Origin of the sequence: Achromobacter sp. RTa, assembly GCF_000757485.1 — a bacterium.
In the GTDB taxonomy this organism is placed as follows: Bacteria; Pseudomonadota; Gammaproteobacteria; order Burkholderiales; family Burkholderiaceae_B; genus Achromobacter.
In genome coordinates, this window is the sequence record NZ_JPYO01000036.1 from 71,065 (window position 1) to 89,332 (window position 18,268).

At 67.6% G+C, this 18,268-nt stretch carries 13 protein-coding genes; 6 read left to right on the forward strand and 7 right to left on the reverse strand.

From position 1 onward, the window contains the following. Window positions 1-83 precede the first annotated feature (83 nt). From JL37_RS13595 to rfaE2, 5 genes are all read left to right on the forward strand, one after another. Window positions 84-1,082, forward strand: a complete 999-nt coding sequence (locus JL37_RS13595) for a Tim44 domain-containing protein (RefSeq protein ID WP_043544663.1) — start codon at window positions 84-86, stop codon at window positions 1,080-1,082. Between the two features lie 183 nt (window positions 1,083-1,265). Beyond that, window positions 1,266-1,904 carry an SCP2 domain-containing protein gene (locus tag JL37_RS13600; protein ID WP_043544664.1) on the forward strand — a complete coding sequence of 213 codons (639 nt, stop codon included), beginning with the start codon at window positions 1,266-1,268 and terminating at the stop codon, window positions 1,902-1,904. A 3-nt stretch (window positions 1,905-1,907) separates the two neighbouring features. Then, window positions 1,908-3,461 (forward strand): ubiquinone biosynthesis regulatory protein kinase UbiB, encoded by a 1,554-nt coding sequence (gene ubiB, locus JL37_RS13605; RefSeq protein ID WP_043544665.1) that lies wholly within the window; start codon window positions 1,908-1,910, stop codon window positions 3,459-3,461. 181 nt (window positions 3,462-3,642) lie between these two features. Beyond that, on the forward strand, window positions 3,643-4,518 hold the full coding sequence (locus JL37_RS13610; protein ID WP_043544666.1) for a ferritin: 876 nt from the start codon (window positions 3,643-3,645) through the stop codon (window positions 4,516-4,518). A 501-nt stretch (window positions 4,519-5,019) separates the two neighbouring features. Continuing rightward, window positions 5,020-5,508 (forward strand): D-glycero-beta-D-manno-heptose 1-phosphate adenylyltransferase, encoded by a 489-nt coding sequence (rfaE2, locus tag JL37_RS13615; RefSeq protein ID WP_043544667.1) that lies wholly within the window; start codon window positions 5,020-5,022, stop codon window positions 5,506-5,508. On the opposite strand, the gene JL37_RS13620 is transcribed toward rfaE2, so the two are convergent. The 6 genes from JL37_RS13620 to JL37_RS13645 form a co-directional block, all read right to left on the reverse strand. Then, entirely contained in the window at window positions 5,505-6,836 is a 1,332-nt protein-coding gene (locus JL37_RS13620; protein ID WP_043544668.1) for a TolC family outer membrane protein, read from the reverse strand. The genes rfaE2 and JL37_RS13620 overlap by 4 nt on opposite strands. 79 nt (window positions 6,837-6,915) lie before the next feature. Next, window positions 6,916-7,596 carry a protein-L-isoaspartate O-methyltransferase gene (locus JL37_RS13625; RefSeq protein ID WP_043544965.1) on the reverse strand — a complete coding sequence of 227 codons (681 nt, stop codon included), beginning with the start codon at window positions 7,594-7,596 and terminating at the stop codon, window positions 6,916-6,918. Between the two features lie 101 nt (window positions 7,597-7,697). Next, on the reverse strand, window positions 7,698-8,540 hold the full coding sequence (gene thiD / locus JL37_RS13630) for a bifunctional hydroxymethylpyrimidine kinase/phosphomethylpyrimidine kinase (RefSeq protein WP_043544669.1): 843 nt from the start codon (window positions 8,538-8,540) through the stop codon (window positions 7,698-7,700). Then, the gene (locus tag JL37_RS13635; RefSeq protein WP_043544670.1) at window positions 8,537-9,352 is read right to left on the reverse strand and encodes a thiazole synthase; all 816 of its coding nucleotides are present in this window, start codon (window positions 9,350-9,352) and stop codon (window positions 8,537-8,539) included. Before JL37_RS13635 ends, thiD begins: the two co-directional genes overlap by 4 nt. A gap of 150 nt (window positions 9,353-9,502) precedes the next feature. After that, window positions 9,503-10,405, reverse strand: a complete 903-nt coding sequence (locus JL37_RS13640) for a cobalamin-binding protein (protein ID WP_081955067.1) — start codon at window positions 10,403-10,405, stop codon at window positions 9,503-9,505. A gap of 54 nt (window positions 10,406-10,459) precedes the next feature. Further along, a complete protein-coding gene (locus tag JL37_RS13645) occupies window positions 10,460-12,505 on the reverse strand; it encodes a TonB-dependent receptor (RefSeq protein WP_043544671.1) in 2,046 nt (681 codons plus the stop codon). 448 nt (window positions 12,506-12,953) lie between these two features. Here JL37_RS13645 and metH point away from each other — a divergent pair, with 448 nt between their 5' ends. Then, on the forward strand, window positions 12,954-16,727 hold the full coding sequence (metH, locus tag JL37_RS13650) for a methionine synthase (protein WP_043544970.1): 3,774 nt from the start codon (window positions 12,954-12,956) through the stop codon (window positions 16,725-16,727). 56 nt (window positions 16,728-16,783) lie between these two features. On the opposite strand, the gene iaaH is transcribed toward metH, so the two are convergent. Beyond that, the gene (gene iaaH / locus JL37_RS13655; RefSeq protein WP_043544672.1) at window positions 16,784-18,247 is read right to left on the reverse strand and encodes an indoleacetamide hydrolase; all 1,464 of its coding nucleotides are present in this window, start codon (window positions 18,245-18,247) and stop codon (window positions 16,784-16,786) included. Window positions 18,248-18,268: the final 21 nt, after the last annotated feature.

Genomic DNA, 18,268 nt, shown 5'->3' on the forward strand with positions numbered 1-18,268 from the left:
AGTCGCGACCAAGGCCCCGCGATCCGCGGGGCTCCCTGCTGCTCGGGGCGGCAGGGGGCGCGAGTACGAGGGAGCAAAAACTCATGTCCAAATTCTGTCTTTCGCGGTTTGTCGCCGCGGCGCTCATCGCCATTTCCGGCGCGGCGTTGGTGACGGCGTCGTTCGACGCGGAAGCCCGGCGCGTAGGCGGCGGTTCCAGCCTGGGCCGTCAATCCACCAATGTGACCCAGCAGCGCCAGGCCACCACGCCTCCGGCCGCGGCCAACAATACGGCCGGCGCCACGGCTGCGCCCGCAGCCGCCGGCGCGGCCACGGCCGGCGCCGCTGGCGCGGCGGCCAAGAGCGGCGCCTCGCGCTGGCTCGGCCCCATCGCCGGCATCGCCGCCGGCCTGGGCATCGCTGCGCTGCTGTCGAGCATGGGCCTGTCGGGCGCCTTCGCCGAGTTCCTGTCGTCCGCGCTGCTGATCGGCCTGGTCGTGTTCGCCATCATGTTCATCGTCCGCCGCCTGCGCGGCGCCGCGCCCCGCACCGCCACGCAGAGCGCGTTCGGCGGCGCGAACAACGCGCCCGCCGGGCAGCAGCAGCAACCGATGTGGCGCGAATCGCTGAAGCCCGCCGCGGCTCCCGCGGCCGCTCCTGCCGCTGCCGCCGCCGCGCCGGCAGCCGTGCCCAAGGTCGGCGAGGACAACAACTGGTTCGTGCCGGGCGACTTCGATACGCCCAACTTCCTGAAGCAGGCCAAGGAACAGTTCGTCCGCATCCAGGGAATCTGGGACAGCGGCAGCACCGACCGCCTGCGCGAGTTCCTGACCGACGACCTGATCATCGAACTCAAGCCGCAGCTGGCCGAGCGCGGCGCGGCGCCCAACAAGACCGAAGTCGTCCTGTTGAACGCCGAGCTGCTGGGCATCGAAACGGTTTCCGACGGTCACCTGGCCAGCGTGCGCTTCTCCGGCATGCTGCGCGAGGCGCCGGGCACCGAAGCCTTCCGCTTCGAGGAAGTCTGGAATCTCTACAAGCCGGCCTCGGGCGGCTGGCTGCTCGCCGGCATCCAGCAGATCCCGGTGGATTACGCCAGCTGAGGCTGGCGGACCGGGCAGAACCGCCCTCCGTTGGGGGTGCCGCAAGGCATCCGCTTGAACCGGCCCCACTAGGGGCCGGTTTTTCCATGTCCCTGCGCAAAACACGCTCTCATCTAACCCGTTACACTCCCGATTTACCCATCAAATCCGGCAACCCGCCCCTGCGGGCCGTTGCAAACCGTCATGCTGCCTTTTTCGTTCCTGCCCACTCCTACGCGGTTGGCTGTTAGCGCGCTCAACGCCCTGTTGCGGCGCGAGGACTGGGCGCGCGAACGCCTGGCCCGGCATGCCGGCAAGACGGTGCGCTTCGCGCTGGGCGGCTTCAGTCTGGGCCTGACGATCGACAGCGAAGGGCTGGCGGCGCAGGCCGACCCGGCAGTGGTGCCCGACGTGACCCTGACCGTCGCGCCCGAGAAGCTGCCCCTGCCGCGCCTGGGCGCGGACCGCGATGCGCCGGATTTCGCCGAGGCTACCCATATTTCCGGCGATGCCGCGCTGGCCCAGGTGGTCGCCGACCTGTCCAAGCAACTGCGCTGGGATCCCGAGGACGCGCTGGCCCGCGTGGTGGGCGACATTGCCGCGCTGCGCATCGTGGGCGGCGCCCGCGCCGCGGCCAATGGCGCGCGCACGGCCGGGCAACGTCTGGCCGGAAACGTGTCGGAATACCTGTCCGAAGAAAGCGGCGTGCTGGCGGGCCGGCCTGCGCTGGAGCAATGGCGGCTGGACCTGGCCGAACTGAACGCCAGGGCCGATGCCCTGGCCCGATCGGCGGCCGCGCTTCAAACCCGTCTGGCCGCGGCCGGCGCAAAGCGGGGCGCCTGATCCATGTTTCCCCTGCTGCGCCTTGTCCGCATCATCCTGGTTTCGCTGCGCTACGGCCTGGACGAGCTGGTGCTCTCCAGCCTGAACCACCCGCTGGCCACCTGCCTGCTGCGCGTCATCCGCCTGGGCACGCGCCCGCGCAAGCCGCGCGGGCTGCGGCTGCGCCTGGCCCTGGAGTCGCTGGGCCCCATCTTCGTGAAGTTCGGCCAGGTGCTGTCCACCCGCCGCGACCTGATCCCTGCCGACATCGCCAACGAGCTGGCCCTGCTGCAAGATCGCGTGCCGCCGTTCCCCTCGGCGCAGGCGGCCGCCTGCATCGAGGCGGCGCTGGGCGCGCCGCCCGAAAAGCTCTTCGCGCAGTTCGATGTGGATCCCGTGGCTTCGGCCTCGATCGCCCAGGTGCACTTCGCCGTGCTGCATGACGGCCGCGAGGTCGCCGTGAAGGTGCTGCGCCCGGGCATGCTGAGCATCATCGAGAAAGACCTGTCGCTCTTGAAGGTGGTGGCCCGCATCATCGAGCGCCTGGGCCCCGATGGCCGGCGCCTGAAGCCGCGCGAGGTCGTGGCCGAGTTCGACAAGTACCTGCACGACGAGCTGGACCTGGTGCGCGAGGCGTCCAACTGCAGCCAGCTGCGCCGCAATTTCGGTCCGGAATCCGGCCGCGGCGACATGCTGATCGTGCCCGAGGTGATCTGGGAATACACGGCTTCCACGGTGTTCACCATGCAGCGCATGTACGGCATGCCGGTGGGGCAGGTGGACCGCATGCGCGAGGCGGGCATCGACATCCCGACCCTGGCGCGCACCGGCGTCGAGATCTTTTTCACGCAGGTTTTCACCGACGGCTTCTTCCACGCCGACATGCATCCGGGCAACATCTACGTATCGGACCGTCCCGAAACGCTGGGCAGCTACATCGCCCTGGATTTCGGCATCGTGGGGTCTCTGTCGGAGTTCGACAAGAATTACCTGGCGCAGAATTTCCTGGCCTTCTTCCACCGCGATTACCGCCGGGTGGCGCAGCTGCACATCGAGTCGGGCTGGGTGCCCCCCGATACGCGCGAAGAAGAGCTGGAGGGCGCGGTGCGCGCCGTCTGCGAACCCTACTTTGACCGGCCGCTGTCGGAGATCTCGCTGGGGCAGGTGCTGCTCCGGCTGTTCCAGACTTCGCGCCGGTTCAATGTGGAGATCCAGCCGCAGCTGGTCCTGTTGCAGAAGACCTTGCTGAACGTCGAGGGCCTGGGCCGGCAACTCGACCCGAACCTGGATCTCTGGAAGACCGCCAAGCCCTACCTGGAGCGCTGGATGCGCCAGCGCGTCGGGATCAAGGGCTTGCGGCAAAGCCTGGAAAAGGAGGCCGCGCAGTGGTCGCAGATGCTGCCTGCCTTGCCCAGGCTGGTCCATGACCACCTGAGCCGGCCCAATGTCTCGCCAGCCCTGCTGGCCGAGATGGCCCAGCTGCGGCGGGCGCAGGAGCAGAACAACCGGCTGGTTGCAGCGCTGGTTGGCGTCGTGGCTCTTGCTGTCGGGGTCGCGATATGGGCGTTGACCCGGTAGGCGGCGCGATGATCTAGACGCCTGCTGTCATGTTTCATTCATGAAACGGTCATCATAGCTTCGCGGGAGACGGCGAAAAATAGCGCTGCGGCGAATGGTTGCAGCGCTCGCGCCGATCAGTCGCGCGCGCCATTCACTAATTTCCATAGCCCCATCAGCGGGACGAATACAAGGGCAGAACATGCTTTATCCTGAACTCTTCAAGACCATGGAAGCCGTGCGCTGGAACATGGCGCATGACATTCCCTGGGGCGACTTCGATCGCAGCAAGCTCTCCGACGAGCAGGCGCACACGATCAAGATGAACGCCATCACCGAATGGGCCGCTCTGCCGGCCACCGAAATGTTCCTGCGCGACAATCGCGGCGACAGCGATTTCTGCGCGTTCATGTCGGTGTGGTTCTTCGAAGAGCAGAAGCATTCGCTGGTGCTGATCGAATACCTGCGCCGTTTCCGTCCGGATCTCGTGCCGACCGAGGAAGAGCTGCACAACGTGCGTTTCGAGTTCGACTCCGCGCCCGAGCTGGAAACGCTGATGCTGCATTTCTGCGGCGAAATCCGCCTGAACCACTGGTACCGCCGCGCCGCCGAATGGCACACGGAACCGGTCATCAAGTCCATCTACAAGACCGTGGCCCAGGACGAGGCCCGCCATGCCGGCGCCTACCTGCAGTACATGCGCCGCGCCCTGCACGACCGCGGCCAGGATACGAGCGAGCAGGCGCGCCTGGCGTTCTCGAAGATCGGCGTGCTGATGGCGTCGGCCGGCCGCACGCAGCAGGCCCTGCACCCGACCAACCTGCACGTGAACAAGGACCTGTTCCCCAACGACACCGTGCAGTCGCGCCTGCCGGAGCCGGGCTGGCTGGAGCACTGGCTGGACACGCAGATCCGCTTCGACGGCGTCTGGGAGCAGAAGGTCATCACCCGGATTCTGCACATCCTGTCCAAGCTGATGGACCGCAGCTTTGAAACCGTGAAGGACCTGAACCGCTACCGCAAGGAAATGTCGGCGCTGATCGTGCCGAAGGAAAAGAAGATTCTTACGCCTGCGTAAGCCTCCGGCCTCCTTCTCCGTGTGTCTGACCAGCCCTCTTCTCCGTGTGTCTGACACCCGTACGAGATAGCTGGGCAAGCTGGAGATAAGCTTCCCGGGTAAGCCTCCTCCTCCGTGTGTCTGACACCCGTACGAGATAGCTGGGCAAGTTGGAGACAGGCTTCCCGGGTGTCAGACATCCAAGCCTCCTCCTCCGTGTGTCTGACACCCGTACGAGATAGCCGGGCAAGTTGGAGATAAGCTTCCCGGGTGTCAGACATCCGGCCGTATCCAAGTCGGTGTCAGACACCCGGGAAGGGCAACTTCCATCGGGCCTGCATCTCGTAGGGGTGTCAGACACTGTGTCAGACACCCGGGAAGGGCAACTTCCATCGGGCCGGTATCTCGTAGGGGTGTCAGACACTGAGTCAGACACCCGGGAAGGGCAACTTCCATCGGGCCGGCATTTCGTAGGGGTGTCAGACACTGAGTCAGACACTGTCGCCGCAGTACAATCCCGCCATGCCTGCCGCCCGTTTCGAATCCAAGGTCCTGTCCCGCGACGAATGCGTCGCCGCCGTCGCCGAAGGCCGCTATCCGCGGCCGTTGGTGTTCACCAACGGCGTCTTCGATATCCTGCACCGGGGCCACGCGACCTATCTGGATCAGGCGGCTCAACTGGGCGCGACCCTGGTGGTGGCGGTGAACACCGATGAATCGGTGCGCCGCCTGGGCAAGGGCGCCGAACGCCCCTTGAACCGCATGGAAGACCGCGCCGCCTTGCTGGCCGCGCTGGGCTGCGTGACGCTCGTCACGTCCTTCCACGAAGATACCCCCGAGGCCTTGATCGCGCAGCTCAAGCCCGACATGATCGTCAAGGGCGGCGACTACGACATGGAGAAGCTGCCCGAGACCGCTCTGGTCAAGTCCTGGGGCGGAACCGCCGTGGCCATTCCCTTCGAATTCGAACGCTCCACCACGGCCCTTGTGAGGAAAATACAAGGCGCCTAGCGCGGCTCCCGCAGCAGGCGGTTGATCGCCTCCAGGTCCGTTTCCGCCAGGATGCCGCTCGTGGCTTTCAGCCGCAGGCTCGCCAGCACGGTGCTGTAGCGCGCCAGCGCCAGGTCGCGCTGGGTGGCGTAGAGCTGCTGCTGGGCATTGAGCACGTCCAGGTTGATGCGCACGCCGACCTCGTAGCCGGTGCGGTTGGCCTCGACCGCGGCGCGGCTGGATTTCTCGCCGGCTTCCAGCGCCTGGATGCGCGCCAGGCCGCTGGTGACTCCGGTGTAGTACTGGCGAGCGGCCTGGACGGCCTGGCGGCGCGCCGCCTCGTAGTCGTGGCGCGCCTTCTGCTCCAGTTGCACTTTTTCGGTGACCTGCGACGACACGCCGCCACCCGCGTACAGCGGAATGGACAGCACGACGCCGATCGTGTTGTCGATCGGCTTGCCCGGCGCGGCGTTGCGCATGACCGCGTCGCTGGCGCTGCCACTGGTGGCGCGCAGGTTCAAGGTGGGGTAATGGCCGCTCTTGGCGATCTGGATTTCGCGTCCGGCGATGCGCGTCAGCAACTGGGCGCGCAGCACATCCAGGCTGGACGCCTCGGCCTGGGTGCTCCAGTCGGCGACCCGGGCGGGCTGCGGGGCGGGCAGCTGCACGCCGTAGGGCAGCTCGGCCAGCGCGCCGGGAGGCGTGCCGATGATCTTGGCGAGCTCGTCCCGGCGCACTTCCAGGTCGTTCTGCAGCCGCAGTTCCTGGGCCACCACCAGGTCGTAGCGCGCCTGCGCCTCGTAGGTATCGGTGATGGTGGCGTTGCCCAGCTCGAAATTGCGCTTGGCCGATTCCAGCTGGCCGGCCACGGCGGCCTTTTCGGCCTCGGTCGCGGTCAGGGTGTCCTGGGCGTAGAGCACGTTGAAGTAGGCGTCGGCCACGCGCAGCAGCAGGTCCTGGTAGGCCTGTTGCAACTGCACTTCCACGTCGGCCACGACCAGCTTGGATTGCTCGTAGTTCTGCCAGCGGCCCCAGTCGAACAGGGGCTGGGTCAGCGAAAGGTCCCAGACGCCGCGTCCGCCGCTGTAGGCGACGCCCAGGCCGCGGGTGCTGCGGGTTTCCTGGTAGGCGCCGCCGGCCTCGGCGGAAATCAGGGGTAGAAGCAGGGAGCGGGCCTGGGGTTCTTTTTCCAGGCCGGCGCGGTAGTTGGCGCGCGCGGCGGCGTAGATCGGGTCATTGCCCAGCGCCGACTGCCAGACCTGGATCAGGTTCTGCGCGCGCGCGAGGGTCGGGCCGACGCTTGCGGCGCAGGTAAATACCAATAAAGCCGTAAGCAATCGGACGCGCATGATTTTCAACGATACGCCGGGCCGCCGTGGACGCCGCCGGCCCTGCGGGGTTGCGGACGCAGGGCGGCAGGGTTGGGACTCAGAACTTGAACTGGGACACCGTGACGCCGCGCAGCGGCTTGATGACCGTTTCGAACAGGTTCACCGTTTCGAAGCTGGCCGCGGTGGTGCGGGTGATGCGACAGGCGGTCATGACGGGAGCCTGGCCCACGACGACGACCAGGCGGCCGCCCACGCGCAGCTGGTACTTCAGCGCGTCGGGCACGGTCGGCACGGAACCCGTGACGAGGATGGCGTCGTATTCGGTGGAGCCCCAGCCGTTGCGGGCGTCGCCCGTTTCGACCTTGACGTTGGTGACGTTGTTCATCTGCAGGTTCTGCTGAGCGAACGTCACGAGGCGGCTGTCGATCTCGACCGAGGTGACCTGCTGCGCCAGGTAGCCCAGCAGCGCGGCCTGGTAGCCGGAGCCGGTGCCGATCTCCAGCACGCAGTCGGACTTGGTCAGCAGCAGTTCCTGCGCCAGGCGGGCTTCCACCTTGGGCGCGAGCATGGTCTGGCGCGTGTTGACCGCGTTGATTTCAAGCGGCAGTTCCAGATCGGAAAACGCCATTGCGCGCAGGGCCGGCGGAACGAATTGTTCGCGGCGCACATCGAACAGCGCTTGCAGCACGTTGGCGTCCAGAACGTCCCAGGGGCGGATCTGCTGTTCCACCATGTTGAAGCGGGCTTGTTCTACGTCGGGCAGGGTCGAAGCGTTCATGACGGTCAGAAAAAACAGAGGAATCAACTGACCATTGTACCGATTCGTAGCGTACTGTGACGCGCCGCCCCGCCGACAGATGTTTCAGCCGCCGCTTGCGCCTACCACCAGGCGTGGAAGTGGTGGACGGGGCCGTGGCCGGAACCCACCGACAAGCGCTCCGCGTGGCGGATGGCCTCGGTCAGGTAGGCCTTGGCGCGGCGCGCGGCCTCGGGTACGTCCCCGGTTTGCGGCAGCAGCGCGGCCAGCGCCGCCGACAGCGTGCAGCCCGTGCCGTGGGTGTTGACCGTGGCGATGCGGTGGCCGGGCAGCTCGATCATCCGGTCGCCGTCGTGCAGCAGGTCGATCGTGTCGTTGCCGGGCAGGTGGCCGCCCTTGACGAGCACCCAGCGTTCGCCGGAATGCGCCAGCTTGTTGCGCAGCCGTTCGGCCACGCGCCGCATTTCCTTGACGGTCTCGACCGGCCGCTCTTCCAGCAGCACGCCGGCCTCGGGCAGGTTGGGCGTCAGCAGGGTGGCCTGGGGCAGCAGGGCCTCGCGCATGGCGCCCACGGCGTCGCGCTCCAGCAGCAGGTCGCCGCTCTTGGCCACCATGACGGGATCCAGCACCACGTGGGCCGGGGTCCACTTGGCGAGCTTCTCGGCCACGACCTGGATCACCGGGTGCTGGCCCAGCATGCCGATCTTGACGGCGTCGATGCGCACGTCCTCGAACAGCGTGTCGATCTGCTGGCCCACGAAAGCGGGCGGCACCGCCGAGATGCCGGTGACGCCGCGCGTGTTCTGCGCGGTCAGGGCCGCGATGACGGAGCAGCCGTAGGCGCCCAGCGCGCTCATGGCCTTCACGTCGGCCAGGATGCCGGCGCCGCCGGAGGGGTCGACGCCGGCGATGGTCAGCGCATTCGGAATGGGACGGCCGCCGGCGGCCGGGGCGCGGGAGCTCATTTGGCGCCGCCGCTGGCCGGGCCGGCCGTGATCAGGCCTTCGGTAGGCGAACTGGGGGCGCCGCTGTACAGCTTTTTGGGCATGCGGCCGGCCAGGAAGGCCTCGCGGCCGGCTTCCACGCCCTTCTTCATGGCGCTGGCCATCAGGATGGGGTCGCGCGCGCCGGCGATGGCGGTGTTCATCAGGACGGCGTCGCAGCCCAGTTCCATGGCGATGGCGGCGTCCGAGGCGGTGCCCACGCCGGCGTCCACCACGATGGGCACGCGGGCCTGTTCGATGATGAGGCGCAGGTTCCAGGGGTTGAGGATACCCATGCCCGAGCCGATCAGCGAGGCCAGCGGCATCACCGCCACGGCGCCCAGGTCTTCCAGCATGCGGCACTGGATGGGGTCGTCGGTGCAATACACCATGACCTTGAAGCCGTCGTCCACCAGCGTCTTGGTGGCCTTCAGCGTTTCGGGCATGTTGGGGAACAGGGTGTGCGGGTCGCCCAGCACTTCCAGCTTCACCAGGTCATGGCCGTCCAGCAACTCGCGCGCCAGGCGCAGCGTGCGCACGGCGTCGTCGGCGCTGTAGCAGCCGGCGGTGTTGGGCAGCAGGGTGAATTTCGAGGGCGGAACGTAGTCCAGCAGGTTGGGTTCGCCGGCGTTCTGGCCGATGTTGGTGCGGCGGATCGCGACGGTGACGATCTCGGTGCCGCTGGCGTCCAGCGCCGCGCGGGTCTGTTCGAAGTCCTTGTACTTGCCGGTGCCGACGAGCAGGCGCGACGAATAGGCGCGCCCGGCGATGGTGAGAGTGTCTTGAGTGGTCATGGCGGTGTTTCAAAGGGCGGGTGCGCACCATGCGAGGCCCGCGGGGACTGGCGTATCGTTGCACGAATGATAAAGCACGACGCGTATCGGCAGACGCATCCGGCGGAATACCGCGTTCCATAATTTGAAGATGGCGGCATGGAGGCCGGGTCAGCGGCGCAGGCGGTCCAGGTCGGCGCAGAGGATCTCGGCCGCGTCCAGCAGGCGCGGCCCTGGCCGGTACAGCGCGTCCGCGTCGATCCCGTACACGTGGCCGAGCCGGGCGGCTGGCAGGCCCATGGTCTGCCAGGCCGCGAGGTTCCTGGGAGTGTCCTCCGGCCGGCTCACGCCCGCCAGCACGGCCTCGGGGCGGGCGGCCAGCACGCTCTCCAGCGTGACCTGCGGCGCCACGACGGGAGCCTGCCCGAAGACGTTGACGCCGCCGCAGGCGCGCAGGGCGTCGCTGACGATGCTGGAGTCGTTCAAGGTGAAGATGGGATCCAGGCCGGCCTGGACGAATACGCGCACAGGCCGGCGCCCCGCATAGCGCGCCTTCAGGGCGTCGAGCCGGGCGCGCATGTCCCGGGCGGCGGCCCGCGCCTGGGGTTCGGTGCCGAACAGGACCCCCATCCGCTCCACGGCGTCCGGGATGGCCGCCAGGGTGGGGGGATCGCTGTAGAAGACCGGCACGCCCAGCTTGTCCATGACGCGCACGAGCGGCTCGGCGGGCGCCGCCTGCCAGGCGATCAGCAGATCGGGGCGGGCGGCGGCCACGCGTTCGGGGTCGGGCTGGGTGCCGTCGCCGATCACCGGCAGGCGGCGGGCGGCGGGAGGGTAATCGCTGCCGCGGATGGTGGCGGCGATATGGTCGCCCGCTCCCGCGGCATAGACGAGCTCGGTGGCGTGCGGGGCCAGGGTGACCGCGCGCCTGGCGGGCGCGGCCAGGACGACCTCGCGGTTGCGGTCGTCGACGACCCGGATGCCCGGGCCGGGCGGCGCGCCGGCCGCGCAAGCGGCGCCCAGCGCCAGGATCAGCGCCAGGCCGGCGGTTGCGAACGCGCGGTCAGGTGTCATGCAAGGGCCTCGATAGCGCCGGCCCGGGAGGGCCGGCGGGTCGGAGGACCGCGATCAATAACGCAGCGTGAGCGATGCGTAGAAATTGCGGCCCGGGGCGGGATACAGGCTGTAGTTGGCGACGGGGCCCAGCATTTCGAACGAGGCATTGCCGCCACGGATGCCGTAGGTAGCGTACTGGCGGTCGAAGATGTTGTTCACGCCCACCGCGCCTTCGATGTTGCGGGTGAATTTATACGCCAGCTTCGTGTTGAACAGCACGTAGGCGTCGAGTTGCTTGTCGAACTGGTTGGCCTGGTCGTTGTCCATGCGCGACTTGCCCACGTATTGCGCCGTGACGTTCCACAGGAAGGCATCGGTGGGGCGCCAGGTCACGCCGGCGTTCGCCAGCCACTTGGGCGCCAACGGCACGGTCTTGCCCGACAGGTCCACGCCGACGTAGGTGCCGGAGCGGAACTGCGCTTCCATCCAGGTCAGGTTCGCATCGAGCGTGAGACTGCTGGAAATCGCTGTGTGGCCTTCCAGCTCGATGCCTTGGCGGCGGGTCGGATCCAGGTTGGTATTGGCGCCGGTGCCCGGACCCCACATGCCGTCGGCCAGCGGGTTGTACTGGATCTCGTTGGTCAGGTCGGAACGGAAGTACGACAGGCGGGCGCTGCTGCTGGCCGATTGCCAGGTCACGCCGATTTCCTTGTCGGTGGACGTCTGCGGCGCCAACGGGGTCTGCACCGACAGCAGTTCGTCGGCGTTGGGCAGGCGGAAGCTGCGGCCGACCTTGCCGTACACGCCGAAGCCGGCGGGCAGGTCCTGGCGCACGCCGAGCTGCCAGGCGGTGAGGTGGTTGCTGCGGTCGGAGGGCGTGCCCGTGCCCGAGATCACTTCCAGGTCGTCGGAGGCGTACTGGCGGCGCACGCCCATCGTCACGTAGGTGCTTTCGGTGGCGCGGACCTGGCCTTCGGCGAACAGGCCATATTGATGCTGGCGCGACTGCCACTTCGACGGCTGGAAATCGTAATAGGCATTCTGGTTGGCGGTGGTCTTGGCTTCCTGGCCGTCGGCGCCGAAGACGATGCTGTGGCCGCCGTCGATCGGCAGGCGGTAGCGCACGCTGGCGATGTTCTCTTCCAGCTTCTGGTCGCGCAGGATGTCGCCGAAGCCGTCGTACGACAGGCCGTCCAGCTTCTTTTCGCGGGTCGACAGGTCGGCATACAGGGTGCCGGCGCCGATCGCCTGCTCGAGCTGCAGGCCGAAGGTGGTGGTGGTGGTCTTGACGTAATCGATATCGTTCTTGGAGCCGCGCGGATCGTCCTGGTATTCGTTCACGCCCGTCGTCGGGTTGATCGTGCGCGGTCCGGGCAATTCCAGCTTCTGCGTGGTGGTGCGGCCATACAGGCGGATCGAGCCGTCGTCATGGCGGAAGGTGATGCCGCCGCCGCCGCCCTCGCGGCGTTCCCCGCTGTGGTCGCGGTAGCCGTCGGTGTGCAGCGACTGCATGTAGGCGTCGACGCCCACTTTCTCGTTGTTCAGGGCCACGGCGGCGTCGTACTGGCGCAGGCCGTAGCTGCCGAAGGTGGCCGTCGCGCGCGCGGTGACCGGCTCCTTGGCGAAGTCCTTGCGGGTGATGATGTTGATCACGCCGCCGGTGGTGCCGCCGCCGTACTGCACCGAGCCGCTGCCGCGCACGATCTCGATCCGCTCGACCTGGTCCAGCGGCACCACGCCCAGGCCGGGCGCGGACAGGTCGTTGGTGTTCTGCTTGACGCCGTCGATCAGGATCAGCGTGTTGCTGGCGCCGGTGATGCCGAAGCCGCGCAGGTCCACGATGGCGTTGTCGCTGGAGCCGGTGGTGTTGACCAGATGGATGCCTGCCTGCGTCGACAGCAGGTCTTGCATGGTGCGCGCGCTGCTGGCCTCGATGTCCTTGGCGGTGACGACCGAGATGGACACCGGCAGCGTGCGGCCGTCGCCCGGCACGCGCTGGGCGGTGACGGTGACCGCGTCGAGTTCTGGAGTGGGGGAAGCGTCTTGCTGGGCGGCGGCGATGGCCGGAGCGGAACAGAGCAGGGCGCCGGCATAGCGCCGGATGGAGCGGGCTTTCATCTACGTAACCTCGATGCGACCCGCGACCCCGCAGGTCATTCACGATGGGAGGACGTCCAGCGCCGCAAGCGGGGCGATCGGGGCCCGGCGGGCGGCAAGAGTGGACGTCCTGACTGGCGAACTGGCCGGTATCGGGCTGCCATGGGCGCGTCGCGCGCATGGGGACCGTTGCGGGGGCAGCACAGGCTGGAGCCGGGAGGGGCGGGCGCCTTGTGGGGCCCTGCCGTCCTGCGGACATCTTCCTGTTTCCCGTTTACCTTTCGCACGCTGCCTGCAAGTGTTGCGTTCTTGCATGCGCTCTGCGCCGAAAGCACCGGTTCGGGGCCGAAACTGTATCACCGGGAGGCGAGGATTAGCCCATTTTGTTACGATCAAGGCTTGTTTTTCCGGCGTTTTTCGCTTTTTAGCCACATTGCGCCGCCGTCGCCAACTCCATCCGGACCTGCCCGTGTCGTATCCCCGCCTGCCGTACCCGCCCGAAGCCTATACCCAGGGCGGCGAATTCGCCCGCCTGCTGGGCAAGCGCATCCTGATCCTGGACGGGGCCATGGGCACCATGATCCAGCGTTACAAGCTGGGCGAGGCCGATTTCCGCGGCGAGCGCTTCGCCGCTCACGGCAAGGACCTGAAGGGCGACAACGAACTGCTTTCGCTGGTGCGTCCGGACGTGATCTCCGAGATCCACCGCCAGTACCTGGAGGCGGGCGCCGACGTCATCGAGACCAATACCTTCGGGGCTACCTCGATCGCCCAGGGCGACTACGACCTGCCGGAACTGGCCTACGAGCTGAACCTGGTGTCGGCCCGCCTGGCGCGCGAGGCCTGTGACGCCTACAGCACGCCGGACAAGCCGCGCTTCGTGGCCGGCGCGCTGGGCCCTCAGCCCAAGACCGCCTCGATCTCGCCGGACGTGAACGATCCCGGCGCCCGCAACGTCACTTTCGAAGAACTGCGCGCCGCCTACGTCGAACAGCTCAACGGGCTGCTCGACGGCGGCATCGACATCGTCCTGATCGAAACCATCTTCGATACCCTGAACGCTAAAGCTGCCATCTACGCCACCGAGGAAGTGTTCGAGCAGCGCGGCATCCGTCTGCCCGTCATGATCTCCGGCACCGTTACCGACGCTTCCGGCCGCATCCTGTCCGGCCAGACCGTCGAGGCCTTCTGGAATTCGGTGCGCCATGCGCGCCCGGTCACCATCGGCCTGAACTGCGCGCTGGGCGCGGCGCTGATGCGCCCCTATGTGGCCGAGCTGTCCAAGATCTGCGACACCTACGTCTGCGTCTATCCCAACGCCGGCCTGCCCAACCCGATGGCCGAAACGGGCTTCGACGAGACCCCGGCCGACACCTCGGCGCTGCTGGAGGAATTCGCGCGGGCCGGCCTGGTGAACATGTCCGGCGGCTGCTGCGGCACCACGCCGGACCACATCCGCGCCATCGCCGAGAAGGTCGCCACGCTGACGCCGCGCGCAGTGCCCGAGATCCCGGTCAAGACCCGGCTGTCGGGCCTGGAGCCCTTGAACATCGACGAGGACACGCTGTTCGTCAACGTGGGCGAGCGCACCAACGTCACGGGCAGCAAGATGTTCGCCCGCCTGATCCGCGAGGAAAAGTACGACGAGGCGCTGGCGGTGGCCCGCCAGCAGGTCGAGAACGGCGCGCAGATCATCGACATCAACATGGACGAGGCCATGCTGGATTCGGTCGCGTGCATGCACCGGTTCCTGAACCTGATCGCCTCCGAGCCCGACATCGCGCGCGTGCCGATCATGATCGACAGCTCCAAGTGGGAAGTCATCGAGGCCGGCCTGAAGTGCGTGCAGGGCAAGCCGGTGGTGAACTCCATTTCCATGAAGGAAGGGCTGGAACCCTTCCGCCACCATGCGCGCCTGTGCCGCCGTTACGGCGCGGCCGTGGTGGTGATGGCGTTCGATGAGCAGGGCCAGGCCGACACGCTGGAGCGTCGCAAGGAAATCTGCGGCCGCGCTTACAAGATCCTGGTCGAGGAAGAGGGCTTCCCGCCCGAGGACATCATCTTCGATCCGAACGTCTTCGCGGTCGCCACCGGCATCGACGAACACAACCACTATGCCGTGGACTTCATCGAAGGCACGCGCTGGATCCGCGACAACCTGCCCCATGCCCGCATCTCGGGCGGCGTGTCCAACGTCAGCTTCTCGTTCCGCGGCAACGAGCCGATGCGCGAGGCCATCCACACCGTGTTCCTGTACTACGCGGTCAAGGAAGGCATGACGATGGGCATTGTCAACGCCGGCCAGCTCGGCGTGTACGCCGACCTGGATCCGAAGCTGCGCGACCTGGTCGAGGACGTGATCCTGGACCGCCCCGAACCCGTGGGCAAGACCGAGGCCGACGACGAGCGTTCGCCGACCGAGCGCCTGGTGCAGTTCGCCGACAGCGTGAAGGGCTCGGGCGCCAAGAAGGAAGAGGACCTGAGCTGGCGCAACGCGGAGGTCGAGCAGCGCCTGTCGCATGCGCTGGTGCACGGCATCACGGCCTTCATCGTGGAAGACACGGAAGAGGTGCGCCAGAAGATCGCCGCGCGCGGCGGCCGCCCGATCGAGGTGATCGAAGGCCCGCTGATGGACGGCATGAACGTCGTGGGCGACCTGTTCGGCGCGGGCAAGATGTTCCTGCCGCAGGTGGTGAAATCCGCCCGCGTGATGAAGCAGGCCGTGGCCCACCTGATTCCTTTCATCGAAGAGGAAAAGCGCCAGATCGCGGCGGCCGGCGGCGACGTGCGCGCCAAGGGCAAGATCGTCATCGCCACCGTCAAGGGCGACGTGCACGACATCGGCAAGAACATCGTGTCGGTGGTCTTGCAGTGCAATAACTTCGAAGTCGTGAACATGGGCGTGATGGTGCCCTGCGCGCAGATCCTGGAAAAGGCCAAGGAAGAGAACGCCGACATCGTCGGTCTGTCCGGCCTGATCACGCCCAGCCTGGAAGAAATGGCCTACGTGGCCAGCGAAATGCAGCGCGACGAGTACTTCCGCAGCCGCAAGCTGCCGCTGATGATCGGCGGAGCCACCACCAGCCGCGTGCACACCGCCGTGAAGATCGCGCCCAACTACGAAGGCCCGGTCATCTACGTGCCGGACGCCAGCCGATCCGTGGGCGTGGCGACCAACCTGATGTCCGACCAATCGGAAACGTACCTGGCCGAACTGGCCCAGGAATACGAAGAGGTGCGCCGCCGCCACGCCAACCGCAAGGCCACGCCCATCCTGCCGCTGGCGGAAGCGCGCGCTTCGCGCCCCGTGATCGACTGGGACGCCTACACGCCGCCGCGCCCGAAGTTCATCGGCCGCCGCACGTTCAAGAGCTATGACCTGGCCGAGATCGCGAAATACGTGGATTGGGGCCCGTTCTTCCAGACCTGGAGCCTGTTCGGCCCGTTCCCGGCCATCCTGGACGACAAGGTCGTGGGCGAGCAGGCGCGCAAGGTCTACGCCGATGGCCAGGCCATGATGAAACGCATCATCGAGGGCCGCTGGCTGACCGCCAACGGCGTCGTGGGCTTCTATCCGGCCAACAGCATCAACGACGAAGACATCGAGATCTACAAGGACGAGACGCGCAGCGAAGTGCTGTTCACGTACCGCAACCTGCGCCAGCAGGGCGCCAAGCGCGAGGGCGTCAGCAACAAGTCGCTGTCGGACTTCATCGCGCCCAAGTCCAGCGGTAAGCTGGACTACATCGGCATGTTCGCCGTTACGGCGGGCCTGGGCATCGAGAAGAAGGAAGCGGAATTCGAAAAGGCGCTGGACGACTATTCCAGCATCATGCTGAAGTCGCTGGCCGACCGCCTGGCCGAGGGCTTCGCCGAGTGCCTGCACGCCCGCGTGCGCCAGGACCTCTGGGGCTATGCGCCGGACGAGGCCCTGTCCAACGACGACATGATCGCCGAGAAGTACGTGGGCATCCGCCCGGCGCCCGGCTACCCCGCCTGCCCCGAGCATGTGGTGAAGACCGACATGTTCCGCGTGCTGGACGGCACGGACATCGGCATGATGCTGACCGACAGCTACGCCATGTACCCGGCTTCCAGCGTTTCCGGCTTCTACTTCAGCCATCCGCAGTCGCAGTACTTCAACGTGGGCGTGATCGGCGAAGACCAGTTGCAGGATTACGCCGCGCGCAGCGGCCGCAGCATCGAGGACCTGAAGCGCACCCTGGCGCCCAACCTGGGCTGAACGGGGCGCAAGGCAAGGCCGGCCTGAGGGGGCCGGCCTTTCTTTTGCGAAGGGCGCTAGCGCGGCGGCCCGGCCAGCCGGCCCAGCACGGCTTCCAGCGTCAGGCCGATCGCCAGGATCTTCCTGTCTTCGCCGGGCAGGCCGTCCACTTCCAGTCCCACGGGCAGGCCTTGCTCCGAAAGGCCCGCGGGCACGCTGAGCCCGGGCAGGCCGGCGTTGCTGCCCGGATCGACGTTGCGGGCGAGCCGGGCGAAGTTCTCGAGGCTGCTGGCTTCCGGCGCGGATGCCATGGGCATGACCGGCGACGTGGGAAACAGCAGGCCGTCGAGCGCATGCTCCTGGAATGCGCGGCGGTAGACGCCGATGAGCTCGCCGCGATGCACGGCCATGGCGCGTTCGTACAGCGGCTGCAGCGGCAGCAGCTCGCCGGACGGCGTGGGCAGGACGCCCGGCATGATCAGGCCGTCGAAAATCGCTTTGACGTCCGGGCTCGATATCTGCGCCGCTACCTCTTCGACGCTCACCCCGGCGCCGTAGCGCTGAAGATAATCCGCCAGGTCCGCCTTCTGTTCGTACAGGCAGACCGGCATGCCGACCGCGGCGTTGCTGGCCTCCAGGCCCGGCATGTCCAGTTCCACGAGCTGCACGCCCGCGGCGCGCAGCCTGGCGAGGGCGACGTCCGTTGCCGCCTGCACCTGCGGGTCCAGGTCCTTCCAGAAATACGCATGCAGGCCCAGCCTCAATCCGCTTGCCGGCAGGGGCGCCAGGGCCTGGTCGTCGCCGGCCAGCACGGCGTCCAGGAGCACGATGTCGTCCATGCAGTTGGCGATGGGGCCGGGGGTGTCGCGCGTGTGCGAGATAGGCGTGATGCCCGCGCCGTCATACCGCCCCACCGACGGCCGGAAGCCGGCGGCGCCATTCAATGCGGCGGGCAGGCGCACCGAGGCGCCCGTGTCGGTGCCCAGCGCGGCGGGCGCCAGGCGCGCGCCCACGGCCGCGCCGCTGCCCGAGGACGAGCCGCCGGCGATGAGGCGGGCGTCGTAGGCATTGCGCGTGCCCACGCTGTTCTCGCCGGGAAACGCGGTGTTGTAGCCAGACACGCCGAACGCCAGTTCGTGCATGTGGGTCTTGCCCACGATGACGGCCCCGGCTTCGCGCAGACGCCGCACCACGGGCGCGTCCTCGGCCGGGCGGAACTGCCTGAGGGCGGGCGTGCCCGCCGTGTTGGGCAGGCCTGCGACGTGGATGTTGTCCTTGATGGCGATGGGCACGCCGACCAGCGGGCCGGCTGGTCGGCCGCCCTGGGCGCGCGCCGCGTCGCAGGCGGCGGCCTGGGCGAGCGCGCCGTCCCGGTCCACGGCGATGAAGGCGTTGAGGTCCTCGCGGGCGGCGATGCGGTCCAGGCATGCCTGGGTCAGCGCGACGCTGGATAGGCCGCCTTCGCGGATCAGGGCGGCCGCCTGCGTGACGGTCAGGCCGGCCAGGGATTCGGCGGGCGGCTGCTTGGAGGGGTCGGACATGGCGCTTCCTTGTTGTACGGT

What these genes read in the sequence shown, in the direction of transcription:
- JL37_RS13595 (WP_043544663.1), top strand. Translation starts at nt 84, where the DNA reads ATGTCCAAATTCTGTCTTTCGCGGTTTGTCGCCGCGGCGCTCATCGCC.
- JL37_RS13600 (WP_043544664.1), top strand. Translation starts at nt 1,266, where the DNA reads ATGCTGCCTTTTTCGTTCCTGCCCACTCCTACGCGGTTGGCTGTTAGC.
- ubiB (WP_043544665.1), top strand. Translation starts at nt 1,908, where the DNA reads ATGTTTCCCCTGCTGCGCCTTGTCCGCATCATCCTGGTTTCGCTGCGC.
- JL37_RS13610 (WP_043544666.1), top strand. Translation starts at nt 3,643, where the DNA reads ATGCTTTATCCTGAACTCTTCAAGACCATGGAAGCCGTGCGCTGGAAC.
- rfaE2 (WP_043544667.1), top strand. Translation starts at nt 5,020, where the DNA reads ATGCCTGCCGCCCGTTTCGAATCCAAGGTCCTGTCCCGCGACGAATGC.
- JL37_RS13620 (WP_043544668.1), bottom strand. Translation starts at nt 6,836, where the DNA reads ATGCGCGTCCGATTGCTTACGGCTTTATTGGTATTTACCTGCGCCGCA.
- JL37_RS13625 (WP_043544965.1), bottom strand. Translation starts at nt 7,596, where the DNA reads ATGAACGCTTCGACCCTGCCCGACGTAGAACAAGCCCGCTTCAACATG.
- thiD (WP_043544669.1), bottom strand. Translation starts at nt 8,540, where the DNA reads ATGAGCTCCCGCGCCCCGGCCGCCGGCGGCCGTCCCATTCCGAATGCG.
- JL37_RS13635 (WP_043544670.1), bottom strand. Translation starts at nt 9,352, where the DNA reads ATGACCACTCAAGACACTCTCACCATCGCCGGGCGCGCCTATTCGTCG.
- JL37_RS13640 (WP_081955067.1), bottom strand. Translation starts at nt 10,405, where the DNA reads ATGACACCTGACCGCGCGTTCGCAACCGCCGGCCTGGCGCTGATCCTG.
- JL37_RS13645 (WP_043544671.1), bottom strand. Translation starts at nt 12,505, where the DNA reads ATGAAAGCCCGCTCCATCCGGCGCTATGCCGGCGCCCTGCTCTGTTCC.
- iaaH (WP_043544672.1), bottom strand. Translation starts at nt 18,247, where the DNA reads ATGTCCGACCCCTCCAAGCAGCCGCCCGCCGAATCCCTGGCCGGCCTG.